This is a genomic window from Micromonospora sp. SYSU B005, from assembly GCF_055362685.1.
Genome location: NZ_JAXCFU010000002.1, coordinates 229,135 through 255,457 on the forward strand (window position 1 = coordinate 229,135; position 26,323 = coordinate 255,457).

Consider the following 26,323-nt stretch of genomic DNA (forward strand, 5'->3'; position numbering starts at 1 on the left):
GTGCTCCCGCCGGCCGGTCAGGCGATCTCGCCGGTGGTGGCGATCTCGCCGAGCTGGCCCAGCGTGCTCAGGTAGGCGTCGTGCAGCTCGTCGGTGGCCGCCGTGCACGCGTCGGAGACGGTGACGATGCGATATCCGTTGTCGACCGCCTGATAGGCGGTGGCGGCGACGGCCAGGTTCGTCGCGACGCCGGTGAACACCACGGTCCGCACGCCCCGGCCACGCAGGATCAGGTCCAGGTCGGTGCCGGTGAACCCGCCGAGCCGGGTGGAGGTGACGACCACGTCGTCCGGCTGCCGCGCGACCTCGTCGACGATCCGGGTCTTCGGGTCGCCCTCCAGGAACGCCCCGCGCTCGGCGATCATCGCGAAGCTCGGGGTGTTGGCGATCAGGTCCGGATAACCGGGCCGGTAGGCGACGCGGGTGAAGGCCACGAGGCCGCCCGCGGCCCGCCCGGCCCCGGCGACCCGGGCCGCGTTCGCCGCCACGCCGTGCCGGGCCACCTGGCCGGCGAAGAACGGGCCGAAGACGCCGTCCGGGCTGACCACCTCGTGTTGCCAGTGGACGCCCACGATCGCGGTGTGTGCCCAGTCGATGCGCTGCATGTCGGTCCCGTCAGGGTGCGGAGAGCTGCTGCGGCGCCAGCTCGTAGCGGCTCAGGCCGCCGGCGGCGGTGCTCCTGCCGAAGGCGTCCCGGCGCCCCCAGCGGCCGGGGACGTCGAGCAACGCCACGTAGTCGAGGCTAGCAGGCAGGGCGGGCCGGGCCACGAGATCGTCGCCGACCGGCCGCAGGCCGAGCATCGTCCGCAGGAGCAGCAGCGGGGCCCCGGCCGACCAGGCCTGCGGGCTGCACGCGGTCGGATACCGGATCGGGTAGCGGGTCTCGGACCGGGCGTGCCCGGCGAACGCCTCCGGCAGCCGGCCGTCGTAGAACGCCGCCGCGTCCAGGATGCCGGCCGCGATGCGGGCCGCCTCGTCGGCGTACCCGTAGCGACGCAGACCCCACGCGATGAACGAGTTGTCGAACGGCCAGATGGTCCCGACGTGGTAGCCCACCGGGTTGTAGCGGGCCTCGCCCTCGGCCAGCGTGCGGACACCCCAGCCGCTGAACATCGCCGGTGACATCAGGTGCCGCACCAGGGCCTCGGCCTTCGGCTCCTCGACGATGCCGCTCCACAGCAGGTGGCCGATGTTCGAGGACAGAGCGTCCACCTTGCTGCCGTCGCCGTCCAGCGCCAGCGCCATGTACTCGCCGTCGTCGATCCAGAAGTCGTGGTTGAATCGGCGTTTGAGGTCGGCGGCGTCCCGCTCCAGCCGGTCCGCGTACGCGGGGTCGTGCCAGATCTCGCGGGCCAGCCGGGCGGTGCGCACCTTCGCGTCGTACGCGTACCCCTGGAGTTCGCAGGTGGCGCGCGGGAAGCCCGGCAGCCGGCCGTCGCGGTAGGAGATGCCGTCCCAGGAGTCCTTCCAGCACTGGTTCTCCAGGCCGTTCACCGGGTTGCGCCGCTCGTAGGAGACGTAGCCGTTGCCGGCCCGGTCGGCGTAGTGGTCGATCCAGTCGACGGCCGCCCGCGCCTCCTGCTCCACCGCACGGACGAGGGCGGCGTCGCCGGTCCACCGCTCGTACTCGTCGAGCAGCACGAGGAACAGGGGAGTGGCGTCCGCGCTGCCGAAGTAGGGGCTGTGCGGTGTCTCGTCGAAGACGGTCAGCTCGCCGTAGCGCATCTCGTGCAGGATCCGGCCCGGCTCCTCCTCCCGGAAGTCGTCGATCCGGCTGCCCTGCCGGAAGGCGAGCACGGTGAGCGTGGTGGCGGCGAGTTCGGGTGCGAACGGCAGCGCCTGGAGGCTGGTGAGGATGCTGTCGCGGCCGAACAGGCACATGAACCACGGCAGCCCGGCGGCCAGGACGCACCCGGCTCCGGCGAGGAACGGGCTGAACCGCAGTGCGGCCAGGTCGATCAGGCTCTGCCGGTAGGTGTTCTGCAACGGTCCCCAGCTGGTCTCCAGGCGCGGCGCCCGGTCCAGCCACTCCCGCAGCTCGGCGGGCTTGTCCCGGGCGCGGCCCGCGACCCGCCCGGGCAGGCTGAGCCGCTCCAGCCCGCGGGGCAGGGGGAGGTCCGGCTCGGCGGTCAGCCGGGTCTGCCACCGGCCGTGCGGCTCGATGTGCACGCGCAGCGTCAGGCCGTTCTCGTCCACCTCCGCCGGAGCCGTCGCGGACACGATCGTCTCGCGGCGGAACCGTTCGCGCTGGTAGCCCAGGACGAGCCGCGGGCCGTCGATCCGCCGGTAGTGCCGCCCCTCGCGGTCCGTCGTGCCCTCCTTGACCGCGAAGAGGTCCGCGAAGTCCGCGTCCGCCTCGATCCGCACGGTCAGGTCGACGGGCCGCCGGTCGTTGTTGACCAGGAGCAGCTCCTCCTGGAGCCCGCTGTTCAGCGTGTGGGTGCGGCGCACCTCGAGTGTGCTGTTGACGTAGACGTCCTGACTGCCCGGGACGAGGTAGAACCGGTTCTCGAAGTACTGGATGTCGTCGATGGACAGCGTGCTGAGCCGCTCGCCGTCGATGGTCATCTGCCACCGGGACAGCAGACGCGTGTCGTGGGCGAACAGGCCGTGGGTGGCGTCGGCCGACGGGACGATGTCGCCCGCCCGGTCGCAGACCAGGAAGATCGTCCCGTCGAAGATGCCGACATGGTCGTCAACCATCGTCGTCTCCCCGGTGTCGTTCCGGGCGCGATCCGGGCGGGGAGGGGAACAGCCGGCGTACTGTCGCGAACAGCCGCGGGCTGCCCTCCACCTCGGCCTCACCGCGCAGGACCGTGGTCAGGAAGTACGCCTCACCTCGCGCGATCCGGTCGAAGACGGCCCGGTCCGCCCGGACGACCGCGTCCCCGCCGGTGGCCTGCCGTGCTGCGGTGACCTCGCCCCGGGCGATGGAGACCAGCCAGTGGTCGACCGACCCGTCGCCGGCGATGTCGAACCGGACGGTGCCCTCGTGGAGCGCTGTCAGCCCACGTTGCCCGCGCTGCCCCAGGCCCCGGAAGAACTCTTCGGTGGCGTCCGCCATCGGCCCTCCTCCCGGTGGCGCTATTCCCCGCCACGGGGCCTGTCGCCTCACCCGGAGCGGGTGAAATCGGGGCTAGTCCTCGCGCAGGCGGAGCAGGATGCGGGCCAGATCGGCCCGGTCCTCCGGCGAGAGCGCGCCGAAGAACCGTTCCGCCTCGGTGGCCCGGGCCTGCCGGATCGCCGTGCCGACCCGCTCGCCCTCGGCGGTGGGGGCGACCAGCGTGGCCCGCCTGTCGCCCGGGTCGGGCCGTCGCTCGACCAGACCCCGCTCCTGCAACCCGTCGACCACCTCGGTGGCCGAGCGCGGCGCGATGCGCAGGTGTTCGGCGAGCGCGCCGGGCCGCAACGCGCCGTGGCGCATCAGCACGCCGAGCGCCCGCGCCTGCCCGGGGCTGATCTCCCACGGCGCAAGCGCGCGCTTGGTCTGGTGCCGCAGCCGGCGGGTCACCGCCCAGAACGTCTCGGCCAGGCTCTCGTCGCTGCCGTTCACGGGGAATACGGTAACAGCCTTTCTTGTTGTTCCCTCATGTTGAGGTAACCCCAGCACTGTTTTCCCCCGGCATGAGGAGCACTCTTGGATCGCATCCCCGACGGCCGTCGTGACGGCCGCACCGTTTCCCCCGCCGAGAAGGCCCAGGCCCGCGACGTGTCCCTGCGCCGCATCGGCGGCCTGTTCACCGCACACCGCGGCCCGCTCGCCACCGTGGTGGCGATCATCGTGGCGTCCTCGATCATCGCGATGGCCACGCCGTTCCTGCTGCGTGCCGTGATCGACCGGGCCCTGCCCGAGCGTGACCTGACGCTGCTGGCCTGGCTGGTCGCGGGCATGGTCGCGGTCGCCGCTGTCACCGCCGTGCTCGGCGTCGCCCAGACCTGGATCTCCACCCGCGTCGGTCAGCAGGTCATGCACCGGCTGCGCGCCGACGTCTTCGCCCACCTCCAGCGGCAGTCGATCGGCTTCTTCGTGCGCACCCGCACCGGCGAGGTGCAGTCGCGCATCACCAACGACATCGGCGGCATGCAGGCGGTCGTCACCTCCACCGCCACCTCGATCGCCGCCAACCTCACCACTGTGGTCGCCACCACCATCGCCATGCTGGCGCTGAGCTGGCGGCTCACGCTCGTCTCGGCCGTCGTGCTGCCGCCCGCGCTCTGGCTCACCCGCCGGGTCGCCCGGCTGCGCCGGGAGATCACCGCCCAGCGCCAGCGCGAACTGGCCGACCTCACCGTGACCATCGAGGAGGGGCTGTCGGTCAGCGGCGTCCGGCTGGCCAAGACCCTCGGCACCGGCCCGGCCCTGGTCGACCGGTTCACCGCCTCCTCGGCCCGCCTGGTCGACCTGGAACTGCGCTCCGAGCTGGCCGGACGCTGGCGGATGGCCGCCATGAGCATCGTCTTCGCCGCCATCCCCGCGGTGATCTACCTCGGCGCAGGGCTGCCCGGCACCGCAGGCACGCTCACCATCGGCACGCTCGTCGCGTTCACCGCGCTCCAGGGCAATCTGTTCCGGCCGCTGATGGGCCTGCTCAACGTCGGCGTCACGCTCACCGCGTCCCTCGCCCTGTTCGCCCGCATCTTCGAATACCTCGACCTGCCCGTCGAGGTCGCCGAGCCGGCCCGCCCGGTCCCGCTGGACCCGGCCACCGCCCGCGGCCACCTGCGCGTCGAGGACGTCACCTTCAGCTACCCGGGCAGCGACACCGCCGCCCTCGCGGGCGTCAGCCTGGACGTCCCGGCCGGCACCAGCCTCGCCCTGGTGGGGGAGACCGGCTCCGGCAAGAGCACGCTCGCCGCGCTGATCAGCCGGCTGCACGACCCGGACGCCGGCCGCATCACCATCGACGGGATCGACCTGCGCGACCTGCGCCCGGCCGACCTGGCCGCCGTCGTCGGGGTGGTCAGCCAGGAGACGTACCTGCTGCACGGCACCGTGCGGGACAACCTCCGGTACGCCCGCCCGGACGCCACCGACGCCGACATCGAGGCCGCCGCCCGCGCCGCCCGCATCCACGACCTCATCGCCGCACTGCCCGACGGGTACGACACCATGGTCGGCTCACGCGGCCACCGGTTCTCCGGCGGCGAGCAGCAGCGCCTGGCGATCGCCCGGACCCTGCTGCGCGACCCGCGGATCCTGGTGCTCGACGAGGCGACGAGCGCGCTGGACACCGAGACCGAGCGCGCGGTCCAGCGGGCGCTGGACGAACTGGCCCGGGGCCGGACGGTGGTGACCATCGCGCACCGGCTCTCCACCGTCCGCGACGCCGACCGCATCGCCGTGCTCGATCACGGCCGGATCGTCGAATCGGGTACCCACGACGCGCTGCTGGACCGGCGCGGTCGTTACGCCGCCCTGGTCGGCTGAGTGCCGGCCCGTGCGGCGCCGCCGCCTTTGCCGCCGGACCCGCCGTCGGTGTCGGATGCGCTGCCGCTGCCTGGTCCGCCGATGCCCGGTCCGCCCGCGCCGATGCGGGAGGCCAGGTCCAGGGCGGCCCGGATCGGGTCGTCCGACCAGCGGCTGGCGAACGCCTCGTGCAGCCGCCACCCGGCCCGGATCAACGTGCGCTGCCGCTCCAAATGCGCCGCAACCCCGTCCGGGTTCACCGCGCAGACCACCCCGACCGCGTCGGAGTCCGTGCCCACGCAGAGGTCGACGCGCCACCGGCCCACCGGATAGCCCGGCCGCACCGGCAGCCCGAGCCGGCGCAGCTCCTCCGCCAGCTCGGCGGTCCAGCCCGTGGCCGGCTCCGCCTCCGGCGCGACAGGCGGCCGGCCCGCGTAGGCCAGGAAGTCACCCACCAGGCCCTCCGGTGAACGCAGCGAGGTGACCACCGTCAGCCGCCTCCGAGCCCGGGTGACCAGCACGTTGAACAGGTTCGGCCCGGCGGCGAACCGGTGTCGCGACGGCGGATCGTCGTCCACCAGCCCGAGCGACGCGATCACCACGTCCGCCTCGCTGCCCTGCAACCCGTGCACGGTGCCCGACCGCAGCCCGAGACGCTCGATCTCGTCGACGTCGTACGCGGCCAGCAACGCCGCCTCCACCGCGTCCGCCTGCGCGCGGAACGGGCTCACCACGGCGATCCCGCCCGCCGGGGGAGCGTCGGCGAACCGCCGTACGAGGTCGAGGACGGCAATGACCTCGGCCTGGTTGACGCCGTCGACCACGCTCGCCCCGTCCACGGTCACCACGTCGATGACGTCGGCGCGCTCGTTGCGCGGATGCCGGGTGACCAGTTCCAGCCGATCGCCGTAGAACCGGCGCGCGGAGAACCCGATCAGGTGCGGCACGGACCGGTGGTGCTCACCCAGCCAGGTGACCGGGGCGGCGCCGGCCGCCACGTCGAAGGCGCTGGAGCGGCGGACGTCGAGCCGGTCGCCGAACCGGTCCAGACCGTGCCGGCGCAGGGTGGCGACCACGTCCACGTCGGCCACGAACGACACGAACCGCAACTGGCGGGGATCGCCGGCCACCAGCGCACGCCGCGCCCGGGCCAGCGCCGGCGCCGCCCGTAACTGGTCGATGTGCGCTGCCTCGTCGAGCACCACCAGGTCGAACATCCCGGGCACCGGGGGCAGCAGGTCCTCGACGTCGGTGACCGTGCCGACCCAGAGCGGCAGCGCCCGTACCAGCGCCTGGGCGTCCAGACCGGCCAGCAGCTCGCGGCGGCGGTTCCGCCCGGCCCGCAGCGCGGCGGCCAGGCCACCGGTGGCGCGCCGCGCCGCGTCGCTCCACCGATGCGCGCTCGTCGCCCGGTGGCGCATCGCCGTTCCGACGGCCTCCGCGAGCGCGGCTTCCGCCGTCGTCAGGGCGCGCCAGGCGGCGGCCAGATCAGTCCCGCCGGTGGCGGCCAGCCGCGCCGCCGCCCGTACCGCGCCCGCCGCGTCCAACGCGGTCCGCAGCCGCTCCACGGGTACGTCGTCGCCGCTGAGCCGGCGCAGCCGCCTGCCGGCGCGGGCCCGCTGCCAGCGCCGCCACCAGCCGTCACCGGACGTCGTGGCCGCCGTCAGCGCGGACCGGGCCGCGTCCAGGTCGGCGTCCGGGTCGAACAGGCGGGGTACGTCCCGGCTCAGCGCGGGCAGCAACGGCTGCCAGTCGGGCAGCGTGGCGGCGCGGCGCTCCTCGTCGAGGGCGGCGACGATCCCCTCCGACAGGGCCGCCACCCGGTCGCGGGCGGCCGCCACGGCGGCGTCGGCGTCGCGCAGCGTGGCGTCGTCAGTTCCGTCGGCCGCACCGCCGGCCAGGTCGGCGGCGATCGTCTCGCGGCGCTCGGCGTCGCCGAACAGCACCGGCGCCGGGCCGCTGTGCCGGCGCAGCAGGTCACCGAGCACGTCGGCGGCGTGCACCGACTGGGTGGCCACGAGCACCGACCCGCCCCGGTCCACGGCGTCCAGCGCGGCGGCGACCAGCGCGTGGCTCTTGCCGTTGCCCGGCGCGCCCGACACGACCACGACCGGCTCGGTACGGGTCCGCCGCACCAGTTCACGCTGGGCCGCGTTCATCGGCAGGGGCGACAGCACCTCGGCCTCGGTGTCGTCGCTCCCGCCGCTGGTGTCCCGCCGGCCCCGGCCGGCGCGCCGGCCGCTCTCGCCGCCCCGCCTGGTGTCGTCGCCCTGGGCGTTGGTGCCGCTCGGCGTGGAGTCGCCCCGGCCGGTGTAGAGCCGGCTCAGCGCCGTGTCGGCCAGCCCGGGCCGGGCCGCCCAGGCGAGCAGTGTGTCGCGTAGCCGGCCGGCCAGCACGTCGCGGGTGGTGAACAGCGCCGCGGCGGCGACGCCGACCAGTCCGTCGTCGTCGATGCGGCGGGGCGGCCGCGCCTGAACCGTCGCCGGTTTCAGGCCGGCCGCTTCGGCGGCGGCGGTGATCCACGCCTTGGTGCCGGGCGCGCCGAGCCAGCCCGGCCCGGCCAGCCCTGGGGCGGCCTCCAGCCGGCCGGCGAGATCCCGGTCCTCGACGAGCGAGGTCAGTTCCAGGTCTCCGGCGGGCACGATCCGGTAGCTGCGGCTGGTGCGCTCCAGGCGTACCGGCTGGGCCAGCAACGGCACGCGGACCCGGCGGCGGCCACCGTCGAGGTCGGCCGCGCCGACGACGAAGGCCAGGCCCCGGCGCAGGATCCGCTGGTCACGGTGCAGCGCGTCCAGCGCCGCCAGGCGGTCCAGCGTGGCGTCGCGCGGCGCGCGGTCGGGCTCGGCCAGCCAGATCAGCGGACGACCAGCGCCGGAGACGTCGAAGATCCGCTCGGCGCCGGCCGGTGCCAGGTCGGCGAGCGCGGTGAGGATCCTGGCCGCCTCCATGGCCCGCGATTCTGCCGTATGCGCGCCCGGCCCGGCCACCGCCGGCCCCGTGCCGGCGGGTGAAGAGATGTAGAAAACCTTTGCCCCGACAATCGTGTGTGTAGCTATTTACCCGACCGGGCGGCGGCCCTAGCATCGATCTACATCGTTGTCGATGAAGAGGAGGGGCGATGTCCCTGACGTTCACCGCCGCCCGGATGCGCGTGCCCGCGATGCTCACTGTCGCCGTCGTCGCGGGCGCTATGCTCGGTGTGCAGCCCGCGCAGGCCGCCCGGCCGGGCTTCCGGATGCCGTTCCTGTGCGGCCAGACCTGGCAGGGCAACAACTGGAATGGGCACAGCCCGGCCCACGCCATCGACTGGAACCACTACGACGCCAACGGCAGCCCGGACGACCTCAACCGCCGGACTGTCGCCAGCGCCGCCGGCACCGTGCTGGAGTCGTACTACTCCACCACCTCCGGCTACGGGAACACCATCGTCATCGGGCACGGCGACGGCTGGCGTACCCGGTACGCCCACCTCAACTCGCGCGCCGTGTCCAAGGGCGACACCGTGAAGCGCGGCGACGTCATCGGCCGGGTCGGCGCGACCTCGGCGAAGTACGACCTCAGCCCGCACCTGCACTACGAGCAGATCCACGACGGCAGCGTGGTGGTGGCCGTCGTCCAGGGCGTGACCTGGTCCGACGGGCTGAAGCGCAACCAGAAGAGCACCAACGGCTGCTGATCCGGGGGGCGGGTCGCCGAGGCAGAAACCCGATCTGCGAGACGTGATTTAGAGAGCACCGATGGGTAGAGTGGCGCGGTGCGCGGTGGGGTGCAGGCTCAGGTGCCGGTGCTGTCCGTCGGCGACGCCGACGCGGCCGGCCGGTTCTACGCGCTGTTCGGCTACACCGGGCAGCCCGGCGAGGACGGCCGGACGCGCCTGCACTGCGGCGACCTGACACTGCTGCTCGTCGAGGGGACCCCGGTCCCGGCCACGCTCCACCTCCACGTCGACGACGTCGCCGCGATCGCCGAACGCCTCGCCGCCGCCGGGCACCCGGTCGAGCACACCCCCGGCGGCGAGTGCCGCACCGCCGACCCCGACGGCAACACGATCCTGTTCACCCGCGCGCCCGAAGTGCCCGCACCGCAGGCCGAACCGGACGGGCGGCCCGCGCCGGTCCGCCGAGCGGCCCAGGTAGTTGCCCGCCGCGACGGCGCGCCCGGGCACTGCCAGATCGGCGGACCACGAGGCGAGCCCTGCACCGAGCCGGCCGAGGTCAAGCTCGCCGACTCGTGGGGTGACACGGTCTGGGGCTGCCTCACCCACGCCGACGAGACGCTGGTCAACGCGCGCGGCGCGTTCCTGGCCACCGAGGACGGCACCGGGCTGGCCGCGTACCTGGCCGCCCGCCAGGCCCGCCCCGACACCGCCGCCGTACCGGGCTGACCGCCCCGGCTCAGACGAGGGGCCCGTCCCGGCTCAGACCTGGGGCGGCTCCGGCTCGCCCGGGCGGGGCCGCTGTCCCGGAGCCGTGCGCGGCACGGGCGGGGGGAGCAGCGGCTCCAACGGGGTGAACGCCTCCACCGGTCCGTCCAGCCGCGATCCACGCCGCGCCCGCCCCGCCTCGCCGGGCATCCCTCGCGCGTCCCGTACCGCTCCCGCCGGTCCGCTCCCGTCGGCAGGCGCCGCCGTGGTGGCCGGCTCGCCGTCCTTCCCGGCCCGCGCCGTCGTCGGTCGTTCACGCCGGTCGCGTTCCTCGGCGTACTCGGCGCGACGCCGGGCCAGGTCACGCTCGCACTCCAGCGCGATGCGCTGCTCCCAGTACGGCTGGAGCAGCTTGCGCACCCGCTCGTCCAGGTGGACAGTGACGTCCGGCTCGCAGGCGAACGTCACCTCGCCGCGCGCGTACGTCCAGGGCGGCGGGTCCTCGTCGGCGAGCGCGGCGGTCAACGCGGCGTGCAGGTCGCGCGGACGGTGCGGCGGCACCTCCGCCGCGCACCGCACGGCCAGCCGGTTCAGGCGTTGCGTGGCCTGCTGCTGGAAGTAGTCCACGTACCAGCCGAACAACTCCGGCCGGGCCGTCTCCGACGACCAGGTGTAGGTGGCGCGCACCAGGAACACGTACACCTGGCCCTGCGCCGGCACCGCGAGCGGCTCCGGGACGCGCCGGTCGACTGTGGTCACCGCCGTCACCGGCTCCTCGGTCCACCAGAGCTGCCGCAGCGTCGGCTGCGCGCCGTCCCAGAAACGCCGGGTCCGCACGCGCGCCGCCTCGCCCAGCGCCCGCGCCCGTCCGGCCCACCGCCGCCGGCGGCTGTCCACCGGCGCGCCGGGCTTCGGCCGGCCGCCGCCCCGCTCGGGCCCCTCCGGCACCGCGGTCATCGCACCCCCTCCATGCCGGATCGCAGCACCGCGTCCCGCGGCGTCACCGGGACGCGCGGGCCGTCGGGCGAGGGGTGGCCGGACCGCCGTGGCGGTCCGCGATCCACGCTAACAACCCCGACCGGTGTACGCGCGCAGCCGCGCGCACGGCGCTTCCGCCCGGCCCGAGAGGCGGGCGCTGACCGATCGGACGAGCCGTCCCGTAGTCCTATCCGTGGGACTCGGAGCGGTTTCGGTCCCGCTCACGGGACCGACCATCCAGAGTCGATCGGCGCACCTTGATCCGTGATCGAAGCGCTTCGTAGCGTGAGGCTCCGCGATCCTTCGGGGGAGGACCAGAACGCATGGGCGTAGACGCTCGTCAGGCCGCCGGCCAGGCCGTGACATACCTGCGGTCCCTGGCCGAGCGGCAGTACGACCGGGTCTGGACCCCGGACTTCCTGCACCTCACCCCCGACGTGCAGGGCTTCGCCGTGTTCCACCGTGGCGGCCTGGTGCTGGTCTACGGCGCGGTGTCGCCGGACGATCCGACCCGCTGGGTGTTCCGGATGGCCTGCGCGGCCGGTGCCGACGTGCCGGACATCTCCGGGGCGATGGCCTGGGCGAACATCAGAAACCGGCTGGCCGAGGCCGGGCGCTACTACTGCGTCGTGAAGGCCGACCAGAGCGCCTGCCACGTGGTGTTCGCGCTCGACGTGCGCAGCCCGCTGCTCGACGACGTCACGGCGCCCGACGCGCAGGCGGTGCGGGAACTGCTGCACTTCTCGCTCGCGGTGTGCGTGCACAACGCCGTGGCGGACTTCCGTGATCTGGCGTCCTACCTGCCGGCGCGGCCCCTCGCCCCGACCGAGATCGACGCCTGGATGCTGTTCGCCGGCACCCAGGACTGACTGTGCGGCATCGGCTCGCCGGCTCGGCGCAGCCCCGCGAGCTGTACGAAGATGTCCCGCTTCGCGGTCGCGGTGCCCCGGCGGTTGAGCACGTAGCCGGTCAGCCAGATCCAGCCCATGTGCGTCACCTCGGCGCCGATCGACAAGACCCGGAATGTGAGCGCCCGGTCGCCGCCGAACTGCACCGACGCGCGACCGTCGACCCGCAGCAGGTCACCGGTTTGCGGGCGCACCGCTACCAGTGGCCGTCGTTCGGCGGGCGGCACTCCCGGGCGTGCATTGTCTGCCAGTCCCGCAGGGCGCGCTTCAGCCTGTCGTTCTCCTGCGCGAGCAGGCGTACCTGCCGGTGCAGCTCGGTCAGCTCGTCGGCGACCCGGGCCTGGAACTCGCGTACCTGATCGGGGTCGACACCCCGCCGACGGGGATCGAAGGCGTGGGTGCGTACCTCGTGCGGGGTCATCCGGGCCGGTAGGCCGGTCAGGTAGATCCGGCCGGATCGATACTGCGTCACGTCGGTCCTTTCCGGGGCAGGCGGAGACGCGGCGGGTCGGTGCGGTGGGTCTGGAAGGGCGGGCCGCCCGCACGCCGGCCGCGGGCGGCCCGCCCGCTCCGCCCCCGCAGCCCGGATCGGCGGTACGGAGGCGGAGCAGTCCGGAGGGTCGGGACGGGTACGCACACCCGCCCCGACCGGAGGATGAGCCGAACTCGTTGCCACGCGAGGAGCGGCCCGGAGTCAACTTATCTAGACATGTCAGATGAGTCAACGCTGCTTGTTAGGCGAGTCGCGGTGTGATCGAATCGGATCGCCACGCGAGGAGTGCCATGCGAGAAGTGCCGGATTACTGGCGCATCGCCGACGATGTGATCGCCGACGTCAGGGGAAAGAAGCTGAAGCCGGGGGACAAGCTGCCCTCGATCGCTGAGCTGCGCGATCGCTACGACGTGAGTCATGGGACCGTGCAGATGGCGTATGCGCGTCTCGAAGCGTTGCGGGTGATCCGGCGTCACCAGGGCAAGGGCATCTTCGTGACCGACCCGAAGACGTGGATGAGAGAGCCGTAACCGGCGCCAGCCCAGCATGTCCCCTCGGTCGGCGCGCGACTCGCCATACTGTCGGCGATGACTGCTGACGTGCGTACCGAAGACGGTTGTCGCCTGTGGGCCGACCAGGTCGGCGCCGGAGCGCCGCTGGTGCTCTGTCACGGCGGCCCGGGCATGTGGGACTACCTCGGCCCGGTCGCCCGGCTGCTCGACGATCGCGCCCACGTCATTCGGTGGGACCAGCGTGGCTGCGGGCGCTCCGAGCGGCGCGGTCCGTACTCGATCGGCCGCTTCGTCGCCGACCTCGACGCGGTACGCGAACACCTGGCCGGCCCGTGAACGGCAGTGCTGGGCCATTCGTGGGGCGCGCACCTGGCGCTGCGGTACGCGATCGAGCACCCGGAGCGGGTCAGTCACCTGATCTACGTCTCCGGCACCGGCATCGACCCCGATCGCGGCTGGCATCCGCACTACGAACTCAATCTCAAGCGGCGACTCGGGCTGCACCTGAAGCGGTGGGAGGAGTTGGGCGCTCGCGCCCGCACCCCGGCCGAGGATCGGGAACGGGCGGTCCTGCAGTGGTCGGCCGACTTTGCCGACCCCGACGCCGCCGTGCGGCACGCCGAGGACATGGCCACGCCGTGGCTCGGTGTCAACAGTGACTGCAAGCGGGCGATCAACGCCGAGGTCAAGCAGGAACTCCGCACCTGCGACATCGCGGCGCGGTGCCGGACACTCGACCTGCCCGTGCTGATCATCGACGGACCCGAGGACATCCGTCCCCGCTGGGGCGTCGACTCGCTGGAGAAGGCGCTGCCGAACTGCGAGCGGGTCAGCCTGCCCGGATCAGGTCATCTGCCGTGGGTCGAGAACCCGCACGGCTTCCGCCGGGCCGTGGCCACCTTCCTCGACGGCCCGGGGTGAGCCACGTCCTTCTCGATCCAGTAGCTGCTGACGGCGTGGAGATCTTGGTACGAAAGGGCCCCCATGAGGGCCGTTTCGTACCAAGATCTATTCGCGTCTCGTCTGGTGAGACGTCAGTCTCGGAAGTGCTCGGGTGGAGGCTCCGTGGGGGCCGCCGAGAAATCGACGCAGCAACATTTTTGGATGTTCGGCTGGTGTCGGCGCGTTGATCGTCCTGGTCGGATGGCGGAACGGACATCGCCGTTCGACGATGACAGGAGGGACCGTGCGCACACCATCCCGTGCGTTGACGGGGACCACCGCGCTGCTGATGGCAGCCGGTCTGGTCCTGACCGCCGCTGGCGGCGGCCAGGCGGCACCCCGGGAACAGACCCGTACCCAGGCGCCACCCGACCACCTGCCGGGCGACCGGCACGACACCAAGGCCACTGACAACCGCAAGGGCCGCGTTCTCGCCAGCGACCGGCAGCGCGACCGCGCCGCCGCGCTCGGCGCTCGGGTGCGCTGGACCGACTTCGGTACGCCCGCGACGCTCACCTCGACCGGCAAGCCCCTGGCCACCGGGCTGCCCGCCGACCCGGCCGCCGCCGCGCGCGCGTACGTCGCAGCCAACCGGGACGTGCTGGGCCTGACCGTCGAGGGCGCCGCCGCGCTGGAACTGCTGACGGTGGCGCCGATGGGGCAGGGCGCCACCGTACTGTTCCGGCAGCGCTTCGGTGACCTGCCGGCCGCCGTCGACGGCATGCTGTCGATCGGCGTACGCGACGGAGCGGTGTGGCACGTCAGCTCCTCGCTCGCCCGTGACACCGGTACGCCGGCCCCCGCGACGATCAGCGCCGAGCAGGCCCGTACGGCCGCCGTCGCCGACGCGGGCCGTGCCGACGCGCAGGTCGTGCGTACCTCGTTGGTCGCGGTGCCCACCGCGGACCGTGGGCCGCGCGCGGCGTGGGAGGTGGTCCTCGGCGCGGACACCACCGGCGCGGACCCGGCCGCCTACTCCACCTACGTGGACGCCCGCGACGGCACGGTGCTGGTCCGCGAGGACCTGATCGACCACGACGCCGACCACCCCTCGTGGGAGGTCTTCCCCAATTCGCCGCGTGTCGACGGGTCCTCGGCCGACACCCGCAAGCGGTGGTGCGCCGTGCCGGCGCGCGGCTGCGCCGAGGTGGTGGGCGTGCCCGGGCACCCGGCGTGGGACGTGGACCCGGCCACCGGCCAGTCCACCACCACGACCAAGGGCAACAACGCGATCGCGGTGCAGAACTGGAACAGCAACGACCCGTTCAGCGTCGGCACCGAGACCGCGACGCCGCGCCCGGACCGCCGGTACGACTACCCGTGGACGAACCAGTGGCAGGAGCAGCGCTGCAACCCGGAGGTGTTCACGTCGCCGCAGGCGAACGACATCGACGCGGCGCGGGCGAACCTGTTCGCCATGCACAACCGGATGCACGACTGGACCTATCACCTCGGGTTCACCGAGGAGACCTGGAACATGCAGCAGGACAACCTCGGCCGCGGCGGGCTCGGTAACGACCCGGAGCAGGGCAACGCGCAGGCCGGTGGCATCAGCGGCGGTCCGCCCGCGTTCGCGGCCCGTAACAACGCCAACCAGATCACCCCGCCGGACGGCGTCGCGCCGACCACGAACATGTACCTGTGGCAGCCGATGGCGGGCTCGTTCTACGCGCCGTGCGTCGACGGCGACTTCGACATGTCGGTGATCGCCCACGAGTACGGCCACGCGGTCACCAACCGCATGATCGCCGGCCCGAGCGCCGGGGTCAGCTCGCCGCAGGGCATGAGTGAGAGCTGGTCCGACCAGCTCGCCATGGAGTACCTCTTCGAGCACGGGTACGCCGCGCCCGGCCGGCGCGGCTTCACCATCGGCGAGTACACCACCGGGGACCCGAACGCGGGTATCCGCAACTACAACATGAGCGACAGCCCGCTCAACTACAGCTCGGTCGACTACGACTTCGTCGGCCTCCAGGTGCACGCCTCCGGTGAGCTGTGGAGCGCCACCAACGCCGACATCCGCGCGGCCATGATGCGCCGCTGGGGCAGCGGCACCCCGGCCGTGCAGAAGGCGTGCGCCACCGGCGCCCGCGACGTCACCGCCTGCCCCGGTAACCGGCGATGGATCCAGCTGGTCTTCGACTCGTTCCTGCTCATGTCGGTCAGCCAGGTCAGCATGGTCGACGCCCGGGACGCGATGCTCGCCGCCGACCGGATCCGCTTCGGCGGGGCCAACCAGGACCTGCTGTGGAACGCGTTCGCCGGGCGCGGCCTCGGCGAGACCGCGGCCAGCGTCGGCCACACCGACGCCGACCCGACGCCGGGCTTCACCTCGCCGTACGCGCGGGAGGGGTCGCTGCGCCTTCTGCCGGTCGGCGAGCGCGGGCCGGTGGCCGGCGCGCAGCTGTTCGTCGGGCGCTACCAGGCGCGGGCGGTGCCGGTGGCGGACACCGACGCGGCCACCCCGCTCACCGACCGGGTCGAGCTGGTGCCCGGCACGTACGAGTTCGTGGTGCGGGCGCCCGGCTACGGCCACACCCGCATCGGCCCGGTGACGGTCAAGGCCGGTCAGAACCGGACGCTGGCGGTGACGTTGCGGCCCAACCTGGCCTCGGCCACCGCGGGCGCGGCGGTCAGCGGCGACGGGATCAATCTGCCGCAGATCGCCGACGACGACGAGGCCACCAACTGGGCCTCGCTCGGTGCGCCGGTCGCCGGCCGGCAGGTCACCGTCGACCTGGCCGGTGACGTCCAGCAGGTACGCCGGGTGCAGGTCAGCGCCATGCTGCGCCCGCCGGTCGTCGGTGACGCCGACGCCGGCACCCAGAGCCGGTACTCCGCGGTGCGGCAGTTCCGGGTTCTGGCGTGCACCGCGACCGGGCCGGTGACCTGCGCCGACGCGGCGGACTTCCGGCCGGTCTACACCAGCCGGCCGGACGCGTTCCCGGCTGTTGCGCCGCGTCCCCGAGCGCCGGAGCTGATCATGCGGTCGTTCGACATCCCGCGTACCAAGGCCACGCACCTGCGCGTCGAGGTGCTGACCAACCAGTGCACGGGCGCGCCGGACTACGCCGGTGAGCAGGACGACGACCCGCGGGCGGCGACCGACTGCGCCACCGCCAGCCCGCAGGCGCAGAACGTGCGGATCGCCGAGTTCCAGGCGTTCACGCACTGACATACGCGGCGGGTGCGGACGGGCGGCCCCTGTCGTCCGTCCGCACCCGCCACCGTGTGTTCACGCGCGGTTCGGGGCGCCGTCGCCGGATCGGGACTGTACGGCGGGCAGGATCCTCGACAGACTGAGCACCGATCGGCCATCAATGTCGATCGATGCGCTGTCGTCCCGTTCAAGGAGGATCCCTTGACCTCGTTCCGCGCCGCCGTCACCCGCGTACGCCGCGCCCTCGCCGCGTCCGCCCTGGTCACCGCCGTGGCCGCCGCCGCGCTCGTCGCCCCGTCCACCGCCTCCACCCGCCTCGCCGAACCGGCCGCGGCAGCCGTCTACGGCTCCTGCACGCAGTCCCGCTGCGCCGACGCGCGCGCCGCGCGATCCGGCTGGTCCGCGAAGAGCTTCCCGACCAGCCGCGGCTGGTACTCGTGGAGCGGCGGCCAGTGCAACTTCGCCGGCGGCCGGTTCTACAACTACGAGGGACAGCTGCCCACCGGCGCCACCTACTACGAGTACGACGTGTACCCGCGCGCCTGCAACGCCTCCCGGGACGCGTACCGGATCGTGGTCAACAAGAGCACCGGGGCGACCTGGTTCTCACCCGACCACTACGCCAACTTCTACCGGCTCTGAGCAGCCTCGACGCCGGCCGGGCCCGCTGTGCCCGGTCGGCGCCGTCGGGAAAGGACGGACCATGGGCGCAGCGTCCGCGCAACCGCCGGCCTGGCTCGTGTACGACGGCACGCCGCCCGAGCCGGAGGGCGGCGCGACCGTGTCAGGCTCGGGCGGTGACCCCCGGTCGGGTGGCGGGGCGCTCCCGGGCGGCGTGCTGATTTCCGGCGCGCAGGCGCGTATCCGGGCCACGCTGCATGAGACGCTGGCCGGGGCGCTGGAGCTGCCCGGCTGGTACGGCCGCAACTGGGACGCCCTCGCCGACGCGCTCGCCGACCGCCTCGACGCCGGTCCGCTGACAGTGGTCGTGACCGACGCGGCGGACCTGCTCGCGGACGAGCCGCCCGCCCAGCTCGGCACGCTGCTGGACGTGCTGGGCGCGGCCGCCGCCGGTGGGCACGAGACGTTGCGGGTGGTGCTGCGCGACCACCCGGACCGCCTGCCCGCCCTGCGCGCCCGGGTGGCCGCCGTGCTCGGCGGCCACGTAGGCGCCCCACCCCCCGCCGACTGACCCCCCGTAACCCGTCACCCGCGCCCACCACCCGCGGACCGGGCGGTGATCAAGGACTTTGCGTCCGGATCAGGCCCCTACGGCGACACAAACTCCTTGATCAACGTCTAGGGACGGGGCAGGGTGGGGGAGGGGTCAGGCGGGGTGGTCGAGGATGGCGCTGAAGCGTTCCTCGGCCAGGTCGAGCTGGTCGAGGATGTGTTGCTTGACCGGCGGGGACAGTGGTGTGTCCGGGCGGGCGACCAGGTCGCGGAAGACCGGCACCAGCGGGCGGTACTTGGCGGCGGCGCGGGCCACCTTCGGCCCGACCGTGTGGATCACGCCCACGCCGTTGTCGGTGAAGTCGGACACCTTGATCACCCGCGCCCAGGGTTCCCGTTCCAGGCTGGCCGCCACGTGCTCCCGGTACTGCTCGTCGCGGTCCCGGCCCGGGTCGTACGCCGGGTTGGTGACCGCCGCGACCAGCCGGGCGACCCGCGACCCGAACCGGCCGGACAGCGCGGCGAGCGCCGCCGAGGTCACGTCGGGCCCGGTGGCCGAAGGGTCGAGCCCGGCCAGCTCGGCGGGGTGGTCCTCGACCGCGTCGTGCAGCAGCCCGGCGACGATCACGTCCACGTCCCGCACCTGGTAGTGGTGCATCAGCCGGATCGCCACCCGCAGCAGGTGGTTGAGGTACGGCTCGCGTACCCGCCGGTCGTCGCGGTGCAGGTCGGCGGCCAGGCCGAGCGCCTCGGTCAGCCGGTTGCGCGCGGCCTCGTCGAACGCCTCGATCTCCAGCCGGAACCGGGCCAGCAGGCCGGGCTCACCGTGGATCTCGGTGATCGCGTGCATCGGCATGGTGGCGAGGTACGCGGGGAACTCCATGCGTCCCTTATAGCTGATCTTCGCTAGATCCGGTGCCCGCCGGGCCGCTCACGTCGCCGGTGAGGCGCTTGACCAGGCGTACGCAGGTGCCCTCCGGCGTGCCGACGATGGTGGCCTCGTCCATCACCCGCGCCATGATCAGCCGCCCGCGCCCCCGGTCGCCGCTGTCGTCGCCGTCGGCCGCGCGCCAGCCGCCGCGGTCGCGTACCTCGATCTCCAGCCGGTCGCCGCGCAGCTCGGCCCGCAGGGTGGTGATGCCTTCCGGGGCGAAGCGGTAGCCGTGCTCGATGGCGTTGGCGCACGCCTCGCCGGTGGCGATGAGGACGGTGTCGACGTCCCACTCGCTCACGCCTTGGGCGTGCAGCCAGCCGCGCAACCGTTCCCGGGTGGCGGCGAGCCGGGCCGGGTCGGCCGGTAGGTCGATGGTGAGGACCGGGCCGACGTCGCCGGATGTCCCACCCGTCACGTCCGGCCCTCCGTCCCGTGCCCGTCCCCGGGCCTGGGCGCCCACTCGCGCTCTCACCGCCTGATTCTCACCCTGTTGTCCCCGGTGGCCGCCGATTCATTCCCCCGGCGGCGATGTCCGTCAACGTGATCATCGCGCATCGGCGGCGGCGTGTCAGCCGGCGGGCCGGTGACGACGCCAGGCCGGCATCCCCCGGGGGACGCCAGCCCGGTTGCCGGGGTGGGTTCCGGCGCAGGTCAGAGCGGCAGCCGGCCGGCCCCGGCCCAGGCGTCCACGACGAACGGGACCAGGGGGGTCGGCAGCGGCCGGGCGGCGCGCAGCGTGGGCGTCCACCCGGCGTCGCCGCCGAGGTCCGGGTCGTGGGCGGCGTTGTACCCGGCGAGCAGGCTCACCGGCCGGGGCAGGCGGTCACCCTGCCGGACCCAGCTGCCCCGCTCGGTGAGCGCGGTGCCGCCCCAGTCGTAGAGCAGGTCGGCCGGGGTGGTGTCGCCGGTGAGCGTGAAGAAGTTGTTCTCCGCGTACAGGGCGGACTGCACGCCGACGCCGAGGGCGTACGCGAAGCCTGGACCGCCGAGCCGGTAGTGGTTCTCGTGCACGTCGACCTGGCCGAACCGCACCCGGGGCAGCCGTTGCAGCGTGCCGTCGAACAGGTTGTGCCGCACTGTGACGTCGAGCCGGCCCACGTCCGGGCCGACGGTGTTCGACGAGCCGATCAGCATCACCTTGTCCCGGCCGGTGAACCGGTTCCAGGACACGGTGACCAGGCTGGAGGTGTGCGTGACGTCCACCGAGCCGTCGTGCACCTGCCAGGGCCGGCCGAAGTAGACGGGCTGCGCGCTGTCCGGGTTGTCGCCGTCGGTGAACGTGTTGTGGTCGATCCAGACGTGCTCGCTGCGCCGCACCGAGATCTGGTCGTACTGGGAGTTCCAGTTGCCGGTGTCGCCGTCGGCAGGGGACCAGGCGGGGAAGCAGTCGCGGGCGTCGGCGAACTCGATGTTGCGCACGATCACGTTGTCCACCCGGTCGATCATCAGCGTCAGGCCGGTGAGCCGGGCGCCGCGCAAACCGATGATCGTGGTGTTCGAGCCGACGTTGATCTGGGTCTGCCGGGTCTGTTCGGCCACCGAGCGCACCCGGGCGGCCTCCAGCGGCCCGCTCGGGTTCGTCCGGCCCCAGGTCGCCGGGTCGTACGCGGCCAGGTAGGCGGGTAGCGAGTACTCCGGGTCGGCCAGGTCGGCGCAGTCCAGCGTTGTGCCGTCCGGGCCTTCGAAACCGTCGACGGTTCCGGCCACGTACACGATCTTTCCGGTGGCGTCGGCGGCGTTCGTGGCGTTGTCGCCGCCGAGCGCGTCGACCAGCTCGGCGCGGGTACGCACGACGCGTACCCGGTCCGGCTCGGCGGCCGACCCGCCGGTGGTGCCGGTGCCCGCGGCGGCCCAGCCGTCGTTCGCGGCGAGGGCCTGGCGGCCGATCAGCTCGGCGGCCCGGGACGGCTCACCAGGTGCGGCCGGCGCGGGCGCGGCGGTGGTGAGGACGAGCGCGGCGGTCAGCGCCGCGACGACTGCGGTTCGGGTACGCATGACTCGTTCCGTTCTCCTGGAGGGACATTCACTGCGCGGGCGGGTCCACCACGTACGGCGTGGCCGCCCACGGCACGCCCGCCTCGGACGGCAGCGCGCCGGTCTCCGCGGCGGCCCGCAGCACCGCGCCGACGCCCCGCACCATCCGCACCCGCTGCGGCCCGTCGCCCGCCTCGCGTACCAGGTCCCCGTCGAGCAGCGTGGGAACGGGGGCGTCCCGCAGCGCGTCCAGCACCGCGGTGAACGGCTCGGTACGCGCCAGCGGCGCGATCAGCGGTGTGCCGTCCGCGCGGTGGTCGAGCAGGTTCGCCAGCAGCCCTCGGCGGCCGGGCACCGGGCGCGGCGCGTCGTCGCCGGGCAGTCGCAGCCGGTCGGTCGGGTACTCCAGCAGCGCCCGTCCACGCTCGCCGGTGACGAGCACCTCCCCGGGGACGTGTTCCTCGGCGGCGAGGGTGAGCGCGGCCAGCACCGGCGGCCCGGCGTGCGGGGTCAGCCGCAGCACTGTGGTGTCGTCCACCTCGATCGGGCGGACCCGGTAGCGCTCCACAGCGATCCGGGCCGGGCGTACCGGCGCGCCGGTGACCGATTCGGCGACGGCGAGGCACTGCATGAGCGCGTGCGCGAGCGGGTTGGCGAGCGCACCGTCCAGCGCCGGGCGGCCGTCGACGGTTCGTCGTCCGGCCCAGGGGGAGCGGGCGTAGTAGGCGTCCGGACGCTGCCAGGCGGCGAGCGTGGCGATGCCGGTGACCGGGCCGAGCCGCCCGAGCGCGCCGGTCAGTTCGGTCAGCGCGGCCGAGCCGAGCGCCTGGAAGTTGACCTGCACGGCCCGGCCGGCGGCGTCCGCGGCCTCGGTGAGCATCAGGTGTTCGGCGAGGTCGAGCACCGGCGGCTTCTCCAGCAGCAGGTCCGCCCCGGCGGCCAGTACGTCGAGCGCGATCGGCAGGTGGGTGTGCGGCGGCGTGCAGATCACCACCACGTCCGGGCGGCACGCGGCGAGCATGTCCCGGTGGTCGGTGAGGACGGCCGCCTCCGGTGGAACCGGCGCTTCCGGTTCGGTCTCCAGCGGCCGCACGTCGACCAGCGCGACAAGACGCGCCCGCCCGGCCGCGTGCAGCTCCGCGATGGCCCGGCGGTGCCAGCGGCCGTGCCCGTTCGCCCCGACCAGCGCCACCCGCGGCGGGTCGTTGCCGCTCACCGGCGACCCCCGCCGGGTCGCCGCCCACCCGGCACGCCGCCGGTCACCGTGCGTCCGCCAGCGTGGCCCGGACGCCGTGGCGTTCCAGCGCGGTGAGCCAGCCGGTCACGTCGGCGCGGAACTCCTCGTCGGCGGCCAGGTCGGCGGGGAACACCTCGCGCAGCGCGAAGACCGCGTCCACCACCCCGGCCGGGGTGTGCGCTCCGGCGGCGAGCGCGGCGCGCAGCCGGTCGGCGAGCGGGTCGTCCAGCGGCAGCGGCCGGCCGTCGTCGGCGTACCCGAGCAGGAACCGCAGCCACGCGGCCACCACGAGCGCGCTCCACCGCGCCGACCGTCCGGCGGCACGCAGGTCGGCGACGGTGTGCAGGACCCGCTGCGGCAGCTTCTGCGAACCGTCCATGGCGACCTGCGTCGTCCGGTACCGGATCGCCGGGTTGCCGAAACGGGCCAGTACCTGCTCGCCGTAGTCGGCCACGTCGGCGCCGGGCGGCGGGGTGAAGCTCGGCGCGATCTCCTCGGCGAGCAGCCGCCGCAGCACCGCGTCCAGGTGCGGCAGCGTCAGTGCCTCGGCCACCGTCTCCGCGCCGGCCAGCGCACCGAGGTACGCGGTGGCGGAGTGCACGCCGTTCAGTGCCCGCAGTTTCAGCCGCTCCCACGGGCCGGCGTCGCCGGTGAGGATCGCGCCGGATCGTTCCCAGGCCGGTCGCCCGCCGGGGAAGTCGTCCTCGATCACCCACTGCGACCACGGTTCGGCGGCGACCGCCGCCAGGTCGGTCACGCCCAGCGCCCGCCGCGCCGTGTCCCGGGTCTCGTCGGTGCTGGCCGGCACGATCCGGTCGACCATGGTGCCGGGGCAGGTCACCGCCGCGAGCACCCGTTCGGCGCTCGCGTCCGGCACCCGGGCCAGCGCGAGGCACTGCTCCACCAGCCCGCGCAGCCGGCGCCCGTTGGCGGGCAGGTTGTCGCAGCTGACCAGCGCGATCGGCCCGGCGTCGGCGGCGGCGCGGGCGAGCAGCCCGCGGACCAGCAGACCCGGCACGGTACGCGGGGGACGGCCGGTGGTCAGGTCGGCGGTCAGGTCCGCGTCCACTGTCAGCGCGGCGGTCACCGGATCAAGCCGGTACGCCTTCTCCGTCACCGTCAGCGTGACCACCCGGATCGCCGGGTCGGCGAGCAGGCCGACCACCGCGTCCGGGTCGCTCGCGGCGTGCCGTACCCCGGTGAGCGCGCCGACCACCCGGGTGTCCGCGCCGTCCGCGGCGAGCGTGGTGACGCTGAACAGGCAGTCCTGCGCGGCCAGGGCGTCGACCACGTCGGTGCTGCGCGGCGCGACGCCGATGATGCCCCAGTCGCCGCCGGCCGCGCCGACCGCCGCCTCCGTGTGCACGGCCTGGTGGGCGCGGTGGAACGCGCCGACGCCGAGGTGGACGATGCCGGCCGGCACGGTGCCGGGGCGCAGCAGCGGCCGGGACTCCGGCGGCAGGTGGCGCAGCGTGGCCAGGCCGAGCCGGTCGGGGGTCAGCGCCATGCCGGGCCGTCCGGGAAGCGGAACCGCGCGATCGACTCCTGGCGCATGGTGGCGCTGTAGCCGGGCGCGGTGGGCAGCAGGTAGCGCCCGCCGCGGGTGCGGACCGGGTCGGTGAAGTGTTCGTGCAGGTGGTCGACGTACTCGACCATGCGGCCGTCCAGGCTGGTGCCGATCCGCAGGTGGTCGAAGATCGCGAGGTGCTGCACGTACTCGCACAGGCCCACGCCACCGGCGTGCGGGCAGACCGGCACGCCGAACTTCGCGGCCAGCAGCAGTTCGGCGAGCACCTCGTCCACGCCGCCGACGCGGCAGGCGTCGATCTGCATCACGCCGATCGCCTCGGCCTGGAGCAGCTGCTTGAAGATGACCTTGTTGGCGGCGACCTCGCCGGTGGCGACCCGGCAGCGACCGCCGGTCAGCTCGGTGACCGCGCGGGCGATCCGGGCGTGCCCGAGCACGTCGTCGGCGTGCGTGGGCTCCTCGATCCAGTACGGGTCGACAGCGGCGAGCACGCCCATCGCGGCGATCGCCTCGTCCACGTCCCACACCTGGTTGGCGTCCATCATGAGCAGCGCGTCCGGTCCGATCTCGGCCCTGATGATCCGGGCCCGCCGCAGGTCGTCCTCGATCCGCCCGCCGACCTTCATCTTCATCGCGCGCCACCCGGCGGCGTACGCGTCGCGGGTCAGCGCGCGCACCTGCTCGTCCGGGTAGCCGAGCCAGCCGACCGACGTGGTGTACGAGGGGAACCCGTCGCGTTCCAGCCCGGCGAGCCGGTCGGCCAGGCCGTCGCGTCCCTTGTCGAGGATGGCCGCCGCCTCGTCGGGGGTGAGCGCGTCGGTGATGTGGTGGAAGTCGACAGTCGCGACCAGCTCGTCGGTGGGGGCCTCGGCGAGGAAGCGCCACATCGGCTTTCCGGCGAGCTTGGCGCGCAGGTCCCAGACCGCGTTGACGAGCGCGCCGGTGGCCATGTGGATCACGCCCTTCTCCGGGCCGAGCCAGCGCAGTTGCACGTCGGCGGCCAGGGAGCGCCAGAACGCCACGGGCTCGGCGGCGATCTCGGCGACGGTGCGTCCCCGGACGTGGTGGGCGAGCGCGCGGACCGCCGCGCAGGTGATCTCGTTGCCCCGCCCGTTGGTGAACGTGAACCCGGTGCCTGTCGGCCCGCCGTCGGTGGTCAGCTCCACGTACGTGGCCGAGTAGTCGCCCCTGTTTATCGCGTCCGAGCCGTCGCCGCTGGCGGCGGTGGGGAAGCGCACGTCGTGCACCTCGACGTCGACGATCGTGGTCATGCGGGCCCGCCTCCGAACTTGAAGACCTGCTTCGGCAGCCGGTACGCCAGGTCGACGATGGTCTCGGCGGCCTCGTCCCCGGTCAGCCGGTGCTCGGCGACGAGGCGGGCGAGGAAGCCGGCGTCGACCCGGCGGGCCACGTCGTGGCGTACCGGGATGGAACAGAACGCGCGGGTGTCGTCGACGAACCCGGCGGTGTTGTAGAACCCGGCGGTCTCGGTGACCGCCTCCCGGAACCGGCGCAGCACCTCCGGGGAGTCCAGGAACCACCAGGGCGCGCCGAGGCGCAGCGCCGCGTACCCGCCGGCGAGCGGCGCGAGTTCCCTGGTGAACGTGTCCTCGTCGAGCGTGTAGAGCACCACTGTGAGCCGGGGGTCGTTGCCGTGCGCGTCGAGCAGCGGGGCGAGGCCGTGCACGTACTCGGTGGCCTGCGGCACGTCGCCGCCCACGTCGCGGCCGTGCCGGGCGTGCAGCCACCGGTTGTGGTTGCGCACCGCGCCGGGGTGCAGCTGCATGACCAGGCCGTCGTCGAGCGACATCCGGGCGAACTCCAGCAGCATGTGCGCCCGGAACGCCTCCGCGTCGGCCGCGTCGGCGTCACCGCGCCGCCCCTTGTCGTAGAGCGCCGCGGCCTCCGCCGGGGAGAGATCGAGGGTACGGGCGGTCGGGTGCCCGTGGTCGGTGGAGGTGGCCCCGGCGGCGGCGAACGCCTCCCGCCGTGCCCGCAGCGCGGCCAGGTATCCGGCGTACGTGCCGGTGTCCTCGCCGGAGACCTCGGCGAGCCGGTCCACGTTCGCGGCCCAGTCGCCGAACTCCATGTCCACCACGTCGTCGGGGCGGAACGTGGTGACCACCCGGCCGCCGGGCCCGCCCCAGCCGTCGGCGGCGAGCTTGGCGTGCCGGCCCAGGTCGTCCAGCGGCGACTCGGTGGTGGCGAGCACCTCGATGCCGAAGCGCTCGAACAGCGCCCGGGGCCGGAACCCCGGCTCGGCGAGGCGCGCGGCGAGCGCGTCGTAGACGGCGTCGGCGGTGGCCGGGCTCAGCGGCGTGTCGACGCCGAACACGTGCCGGAACGTCTGCTCCAGCCACAGCCGCGACGGGGTGCCGCGGAACAGGTGCCAGTGCGCGGCGAAGCGCCGCCAGATGGTCCGCCCGTCGGTCTCCACCGGGCTGCCGTCGACGCTCGGCACGCCCAGGTCGGCCGGGGGTACGCCCTGGCTGAGCAGCATCCGGGTCAGGTAGTGGTCGGGCACGATGAGCAGCCGGGCCGGGTCGGGGAACGGCTGGTCCTCGGCCAGCAGCCCGGGGTCGACGTGCCCGTGCGGGGAGATGAGCGGCTGCTCGGCGGCGAGCGCGTACAGCTCCCGGGCCAGGGCGCGAAGCCCGGGCTCGGCGGGCAGCAGCAGGTCGCCGCGGGGGATGATCGGCACAGCGAGGGCTCCT

Annotated in this window: 23 protein-coding genes and 1 pseudogene; 9 read left to right on the top strand and 15 right to left on the bottom strand. The window is 73.9% G+C overall.

What is annotated here, in order from left to right:
- Positions 1-17: 17 nt before the first annotated feature.
- The 4 genes from SM452_RS06260 to SM452_RS06275 all read right to left on the bottom strand — a co-directional run bounded on the left by SM452_RS06260 (position 18) and on the right by SM452_RS06275 (position 3,553).
- A complete protein-coding gene (locus SM452_RS06260) occupies positions 18-605 on the bottom strand; it encodes a cysteine hydrolase family protein (RefSeq protein WP_463839468.1) in 588 nt (195 codons plus the stop codon).
- A gap of 10 nt (positions 606-615) precedes the next feature.
- On the bottom strand, positions 616-2,703 hold the full coding sequence (locus SM452_RS06265; RefSeq protein WP_463839469.1) for an amylo-alpha-1,6-glucosidase: 2,088 nt from the start codon (positions 2,701-2,703) through the stop codon (positions 616-618).
- Complete coding sequence (locus tag SM452_RS06270; protein WP_355507970.1) at positions 2,696-3,064, bottom strand: SCP2 sterol-binding domain-containing protein; 369 nt, start codon at positions 3,062-3,064, stop codon at positions 2,696-2,698. Before SM452_RS06270 ends, SM452_RS06265 begins: the two co-directional genes overlap by 8 nt.
- A gap of 72 nt (positions 3,065-3,136) precedes the next feature.
- Positions 3,137-3,553: a MarR family winged helix-turn-helix transcriptional regulator gene (locus SM452_RS06275; protein WP_463839470.1), complete on the bottom strand. Its 417-nt coding sequence runs from the start codon at positions 3,551-3,553 to the stop codon at positions 3,137-3,139.
- A 93-nt stretch (positions 3,554-3,646) separates the two neighbouring features.
- Here SM452_RS06275 and SM452_RS06280 point away from each other — a divergent pair, with 93 nt between their 5' ends.
- Positions 3,647-5,428 carry an ABC transporter ATP-binding protein gene (locus SM452_RS06280; protein ID WP_463839719.1) on the top strand — a complete coding sequence of 594 codons (1,782 nt, stop codon included), beginning with the start codon at positions 3,647-3,649 and terminating at the stop codon, positions 5,426-5,428.
- On the opposite strand, the gene SM452_RS06285 is transcribed toward SM452_RS06280, so the two are convergent.
- On the bottom strand, positions 5,407-8,355 hold the full coding sequence (locus SM452_RS06285; RefSeq protein ID WP_463839471.1) for an AAA domain-containing protein: 2,949 nt from the start codon (positions 8,353-8,355) through the stop codon (positions 5,407-5,409). The two genes, SM452_RS06280 and SM452_RS06285, sit on opposite strands and share 22 nt — an antisense overlap.
- 170 nt (positions 8,356-8,525) lie before the next feature.
- Here SM452_RS06285 and SM452_RS06290 point away from each other — a divergent pair, with 170 nt between their 5' ends.
- Together SM452_RS06290 and SM452_RS06295 are read left to right on the top strand one after the other, a co-directional pair.
- Positions 8,526-9,083 carry a M23 family metallopeptidase gene (locus SM452_RS06290; RefSeq protein WP_355507962.1) on the top strand — a complete coding sequence of 186 codons (558 nt, stop codon included), beginning with the start codon at positions 8,526-8,528 and terminating at the stop codon, positions 9,081-9,083.
- A gap of 78 nt (positions 9,084-9,161) precedes the next feature.
- Positions 9,162-9,791 carry a VOC family protein gene (locus tag SM452_RS06295; RefSeq protein WP_463839472.1) on the top strand — a complete coding sequence of 210 codons (630 nt, stop codon included), beginning with the start codon at positions 9,162-9,164 and terminating at the stop codon, positions 9,789-9,791.
- A gap of 33 nt (positions 9,792-9,824) precedes the next feature.
- Here the strand turns inward: SM452_RS06295 and SM452_RS06300 are convergent, their stop codons facing one another.
- Entirely contained in the window at positions 9,825-10,727 is a 903-nt protein-coding gene (locus tag SM452_RS06300) for a hypothetical protein (RefSeq protein ID WP_463839473.1), read from the bottom strand.
- A gap of 344 nt (positions 10,728-11,071) precedes the next feature.
- Between SM452_RS06300 and SM452_RS06305 the strand changes: the two genes are divergently transcribed.
- On the top strand, positions 11,072-11,617 hold the full coding sequence (locus SM452_RS06305) for a hypothetical protein (RefSeq protein WP_355507956.1): 546 nt from the start codon (positions 11,072-11,074) through the stop codon (positions 11,615-11,617).
- Here the strand turns inward: SM452_RS06305 and SM452_RS06310 are convergent.
- Together SM452_RS06310 and SM452_RS06315 are read right to left on the bottom strand one after the other, a co-directional pair.
- Positions 11,545-11,850, bottom strand: a complete 306-nt coding sequence (locus tag SM452_RS06310) for a hypothetical protein (RefSeq protein ID WP_355507954.1) — start codon at positions 11,848-11,850, stop codon at positions 11,545-11,547. The genes SM452_RS06305 and SM452_RS06310 overlap by 73 nt on opposite strands.
- A gap of 2 nt (positions 11,851-11,852) precedes the next feature.
- Positions 11,853-12,128: a DivIVA domain-containing protein gene (locus tag SM452_RS06315; RefSeq protein WP_355507952.1), complete on the bottom strand. Its 276-nt coding sequence runs from the start codon at positions 12,126-12,128 to the stop codon at positions 11,853-11,855.
- 311 nt (positions 12,129-12,439) lie between these two features.
- Here SM452_RS06315 and SM452_RS06320 point away from each other — a divergent pair, with 311 nt between their 5' ends.
- The 5 genes and pseudogenes from SM452_RS06320 to SM452_RS06340 all read left to right on the top strand — a co-directional run bounded on the left by SM452_RS06320 (position 12,440) and on the right by SM452_RS06340 (position 17,955).
- Complete coding sequence (locus SM452_RS06320) at positions 12,440-12,679, top strand: winged helix-turn-helix domain-containing protein (RefSeq protein WP_463839474.1); 240 nt, start codon at positions 12,440-12,442, stop codon at positions 12,677-12,679.
- Positions 12,680-12,832: 153 nt separating this feature from the next.
- Positions 12,833-13,582: pseudogene (locus SM452_RS06325) on the top strand (alpha/beta fold hydrolase).
- 286 nt (positions 13,583-13,868) lie between these two features.
- Positions 13,869-16,778, top strand: a complete 2,910-nt coding sequence (locus tag SM452_RS06330) for a M36 family metallopeptidase (RefSeq protein WP_463839475.1) — start codon at positions 13,869-13,871, stop codon at positions 16,776-16,778.
- A gap of 186 nt (positions 16,779-16,964) precedes the next feature.
- Positions 16,965-17,405, top strand: coding sequence for a ribonuclease domain-containing protein (locus SM452_RS06335; protein ID WP_355507948.1), 441 nt, complete (start codon positions 16,965-16,967; stop codon positions 17,403-17,405).
- A 61-nt stretch (positions 17,406-17,466) separates the two neighbouring features.
- Positions 17,467-17,955, top strand: a complete 489-nt coding sequence (locus SM452_RS06340; protein ID WP_463839476.1) for a barstar family protein — start codon at positions 17,467-17,469, stop codon at positions 17,953-17,955.
- A gap of 135 nt (positions 17,956-18,090) precedes the next feature.
- Here SM452_RS06340 and SM452_RS06345 read toward each other — a convergent pair whose 3' ends face one another.
- The 7 genes from SM452_RS06345 to uxaC form a co-directional block, all read right to left on the bottom strand.
- On the bottom strand, positions 18,091-18,819 hold the full coding sequence (locus tag SM452_RS06345; protein WP_463839477.1) for an HD domain-containing protein: 729 nt from the start codon (positions 18,817-18,819) through the stop codon (positions 18,091-18,093).
- 7 nt (positions 18,820-18,826) lie between these two features.
- The gene (locus tag SM452_RS06350) at positions 18,827-19,285 is read right to left on the bottom strand and encodes an ATP-binding protein (RefSeq protein WP_355507942.1); all 459 of its coding nucleotides are present in this window, start codon (positions 19,283-19,285) and stop codon (positions 18,827-18,829) included.
- 236 nt (positions 19,286-19,521) lie between these two features.
- Complete coding sequence (locus SM452_RS06355) at positions 19,522-20,865, bottom strand: pectate lyase family protein (RefSeq protein ID WP_463839478.1); 1,344 nt, start codon at positions 20,863-20,865, stop codon at positions 19,522-19,524.
- Positions 20,866-20,893: 28 nt separating this feature from the next.
- Entirely contained in the window at positions 20,894-22,060 is a 1,167-nt protein-coding gene (locus tag SM452_RS06360) for a Gfo/Idh/MocA family protein (protein WP_463839479.1), read from the bottom strand.
- 43 nt (positions 22,061-22,103) lie between these two features.
- Entirely contained in the window at positions 22,104-23,588 is a 1,485-nt protein-coding gene (locus tag SM452_RS06365) for a mannitol dehydrogenase family protein (protein ID WP_355507936.1), read from the bottom strand.
- Entirely contained in the window at positions 23,579-24,880 is a 1,302-nt protein-coding gene (locus tag SM452_RS06370) for an enolase C-terminal domain-like protein (RefSeq protein ID WP_463839480.1), read from the bottom strand. The genes SM452_RS06365 and SM452_RS06370 overlap by 10 nt, the downstream gene beginning before the upstream one ends.
- Positions 24,877-26,310: a glucuronate isomerase gene (gene uxaC, locus SM452_RS06375; RefSeq protein WP_262011792.1), complete on the bottom strand. Its 1,434-nt coding sequence runs from the start codon at positions 26,308-26,310 to the stop codon at positions 24,877-24,879. The genes SM452_RS06370 and uxaC overlap by 4 nt, the downstream gene beginning before the upstream one ends.
- Between the last annotated feature and the right edge of the window lie 13 nt (positions 26,311-26,323).

What these genes read in the sequence shown, in the direction of transcription:
- SM452_RS06285 (WP_463839471.1), bottom strand. Translation starts at nt 8,355, where the DNA reads ATGGAGGCGGCCAGGATCCTCACCGCGCTCGCCGACCTGGCACCGGCC.
- SM452_RS06345 (WP_463839477.1), bottom strand. Translation starts at nt 18,819, where the DNA reads ATGGAGTTCCCCGCGTACCTCGCCACCATGCCGATGCACGCGATCACC.
- SM452_RS06305 (WP_355507956.1), top strand. Translation starts at nt 11,072, where the DNA reads ATGGGCGTAGACGCTCGTCAGGCCGCCGGCCAGGCCGTGACATACCTG.
- SM452_RS06260 (WP_463839468.1), bottom strand. Translation starts at nt 605, where the DNA reads ATGCAGCGCATCGACTGGGCACACACCGCGATCGTGGGCGTCCACTGG.
- SM452_RS06270 (WP_355507970.1), bottom strand. Translation starts at nt 3,064, where the DNA reads ATGGCGGACGCCACCGAAGAGTTCTTCCGGGGCCTGGGGCAGCGCGGG.
- SM452_RS06340 (WP_463839476.1), top strand. Translation starts at nt 17,467, where the DNA reads ATGGGCGCAGCGTCCGCGCAACCGCCGGCCTGGCTCGTGTACGACGGC.
- SM452_RS06300 (WP_463839473.1), bottom strand. Translation starts at nt 10,727, where the DNA reads ATGACCGCGGTGCCGGAGGGGCCCGAGCGGGGCGGCGGCCGGCCGAAG.
- SM452_RS06265 (WP_463839469.1), bottom strand. Translation starts at nt 2,703, where the DNA reads ATGGTTGACGACCATGTCGGCATCTTCGACGGGACGATCTTCCTGGTC.
- SM452_RS06365 (WP_355507936.1), bottom strand. Translation starts at nt 23,588, where the DNA reads ATGGCGCTGACCCCCGACCGGCTCGGCCTGGCCACGCTGCGCCACCTG.
- SM452_RS06290 (WP_355507962.1), top strand. Translation starts at nt 8,526, where the DNA reads ATGTCCCTGACGTTCACCGCCGCCCGGATGCGCGTGCCCGCGATGCTC.
- SM452_RS06370 (WP_463839480.1), bottom strand. Translation starts at nt 24,880, where the DNA reads ATGACCACGATCGTCGACGTCGAGGTGCACGACGTGCGCTTCCCCACC.
- SM452_RS06320 (WP_463839474.1), top strand. Translation starts at nt 12,440, where the DNA reads ATGCGAGAAGTGCCGGATTACTGGCGCATCGCCGACGATGTGATCGCC.
- SM452_RS06355 (WP_463839478.1), bottom strand. Translation starts at nt 20,865, where the DNA reads ATGCGTACCCGAACCGCAGTCGTCGCGGCGCTGACCGCCGCGCTCGTC.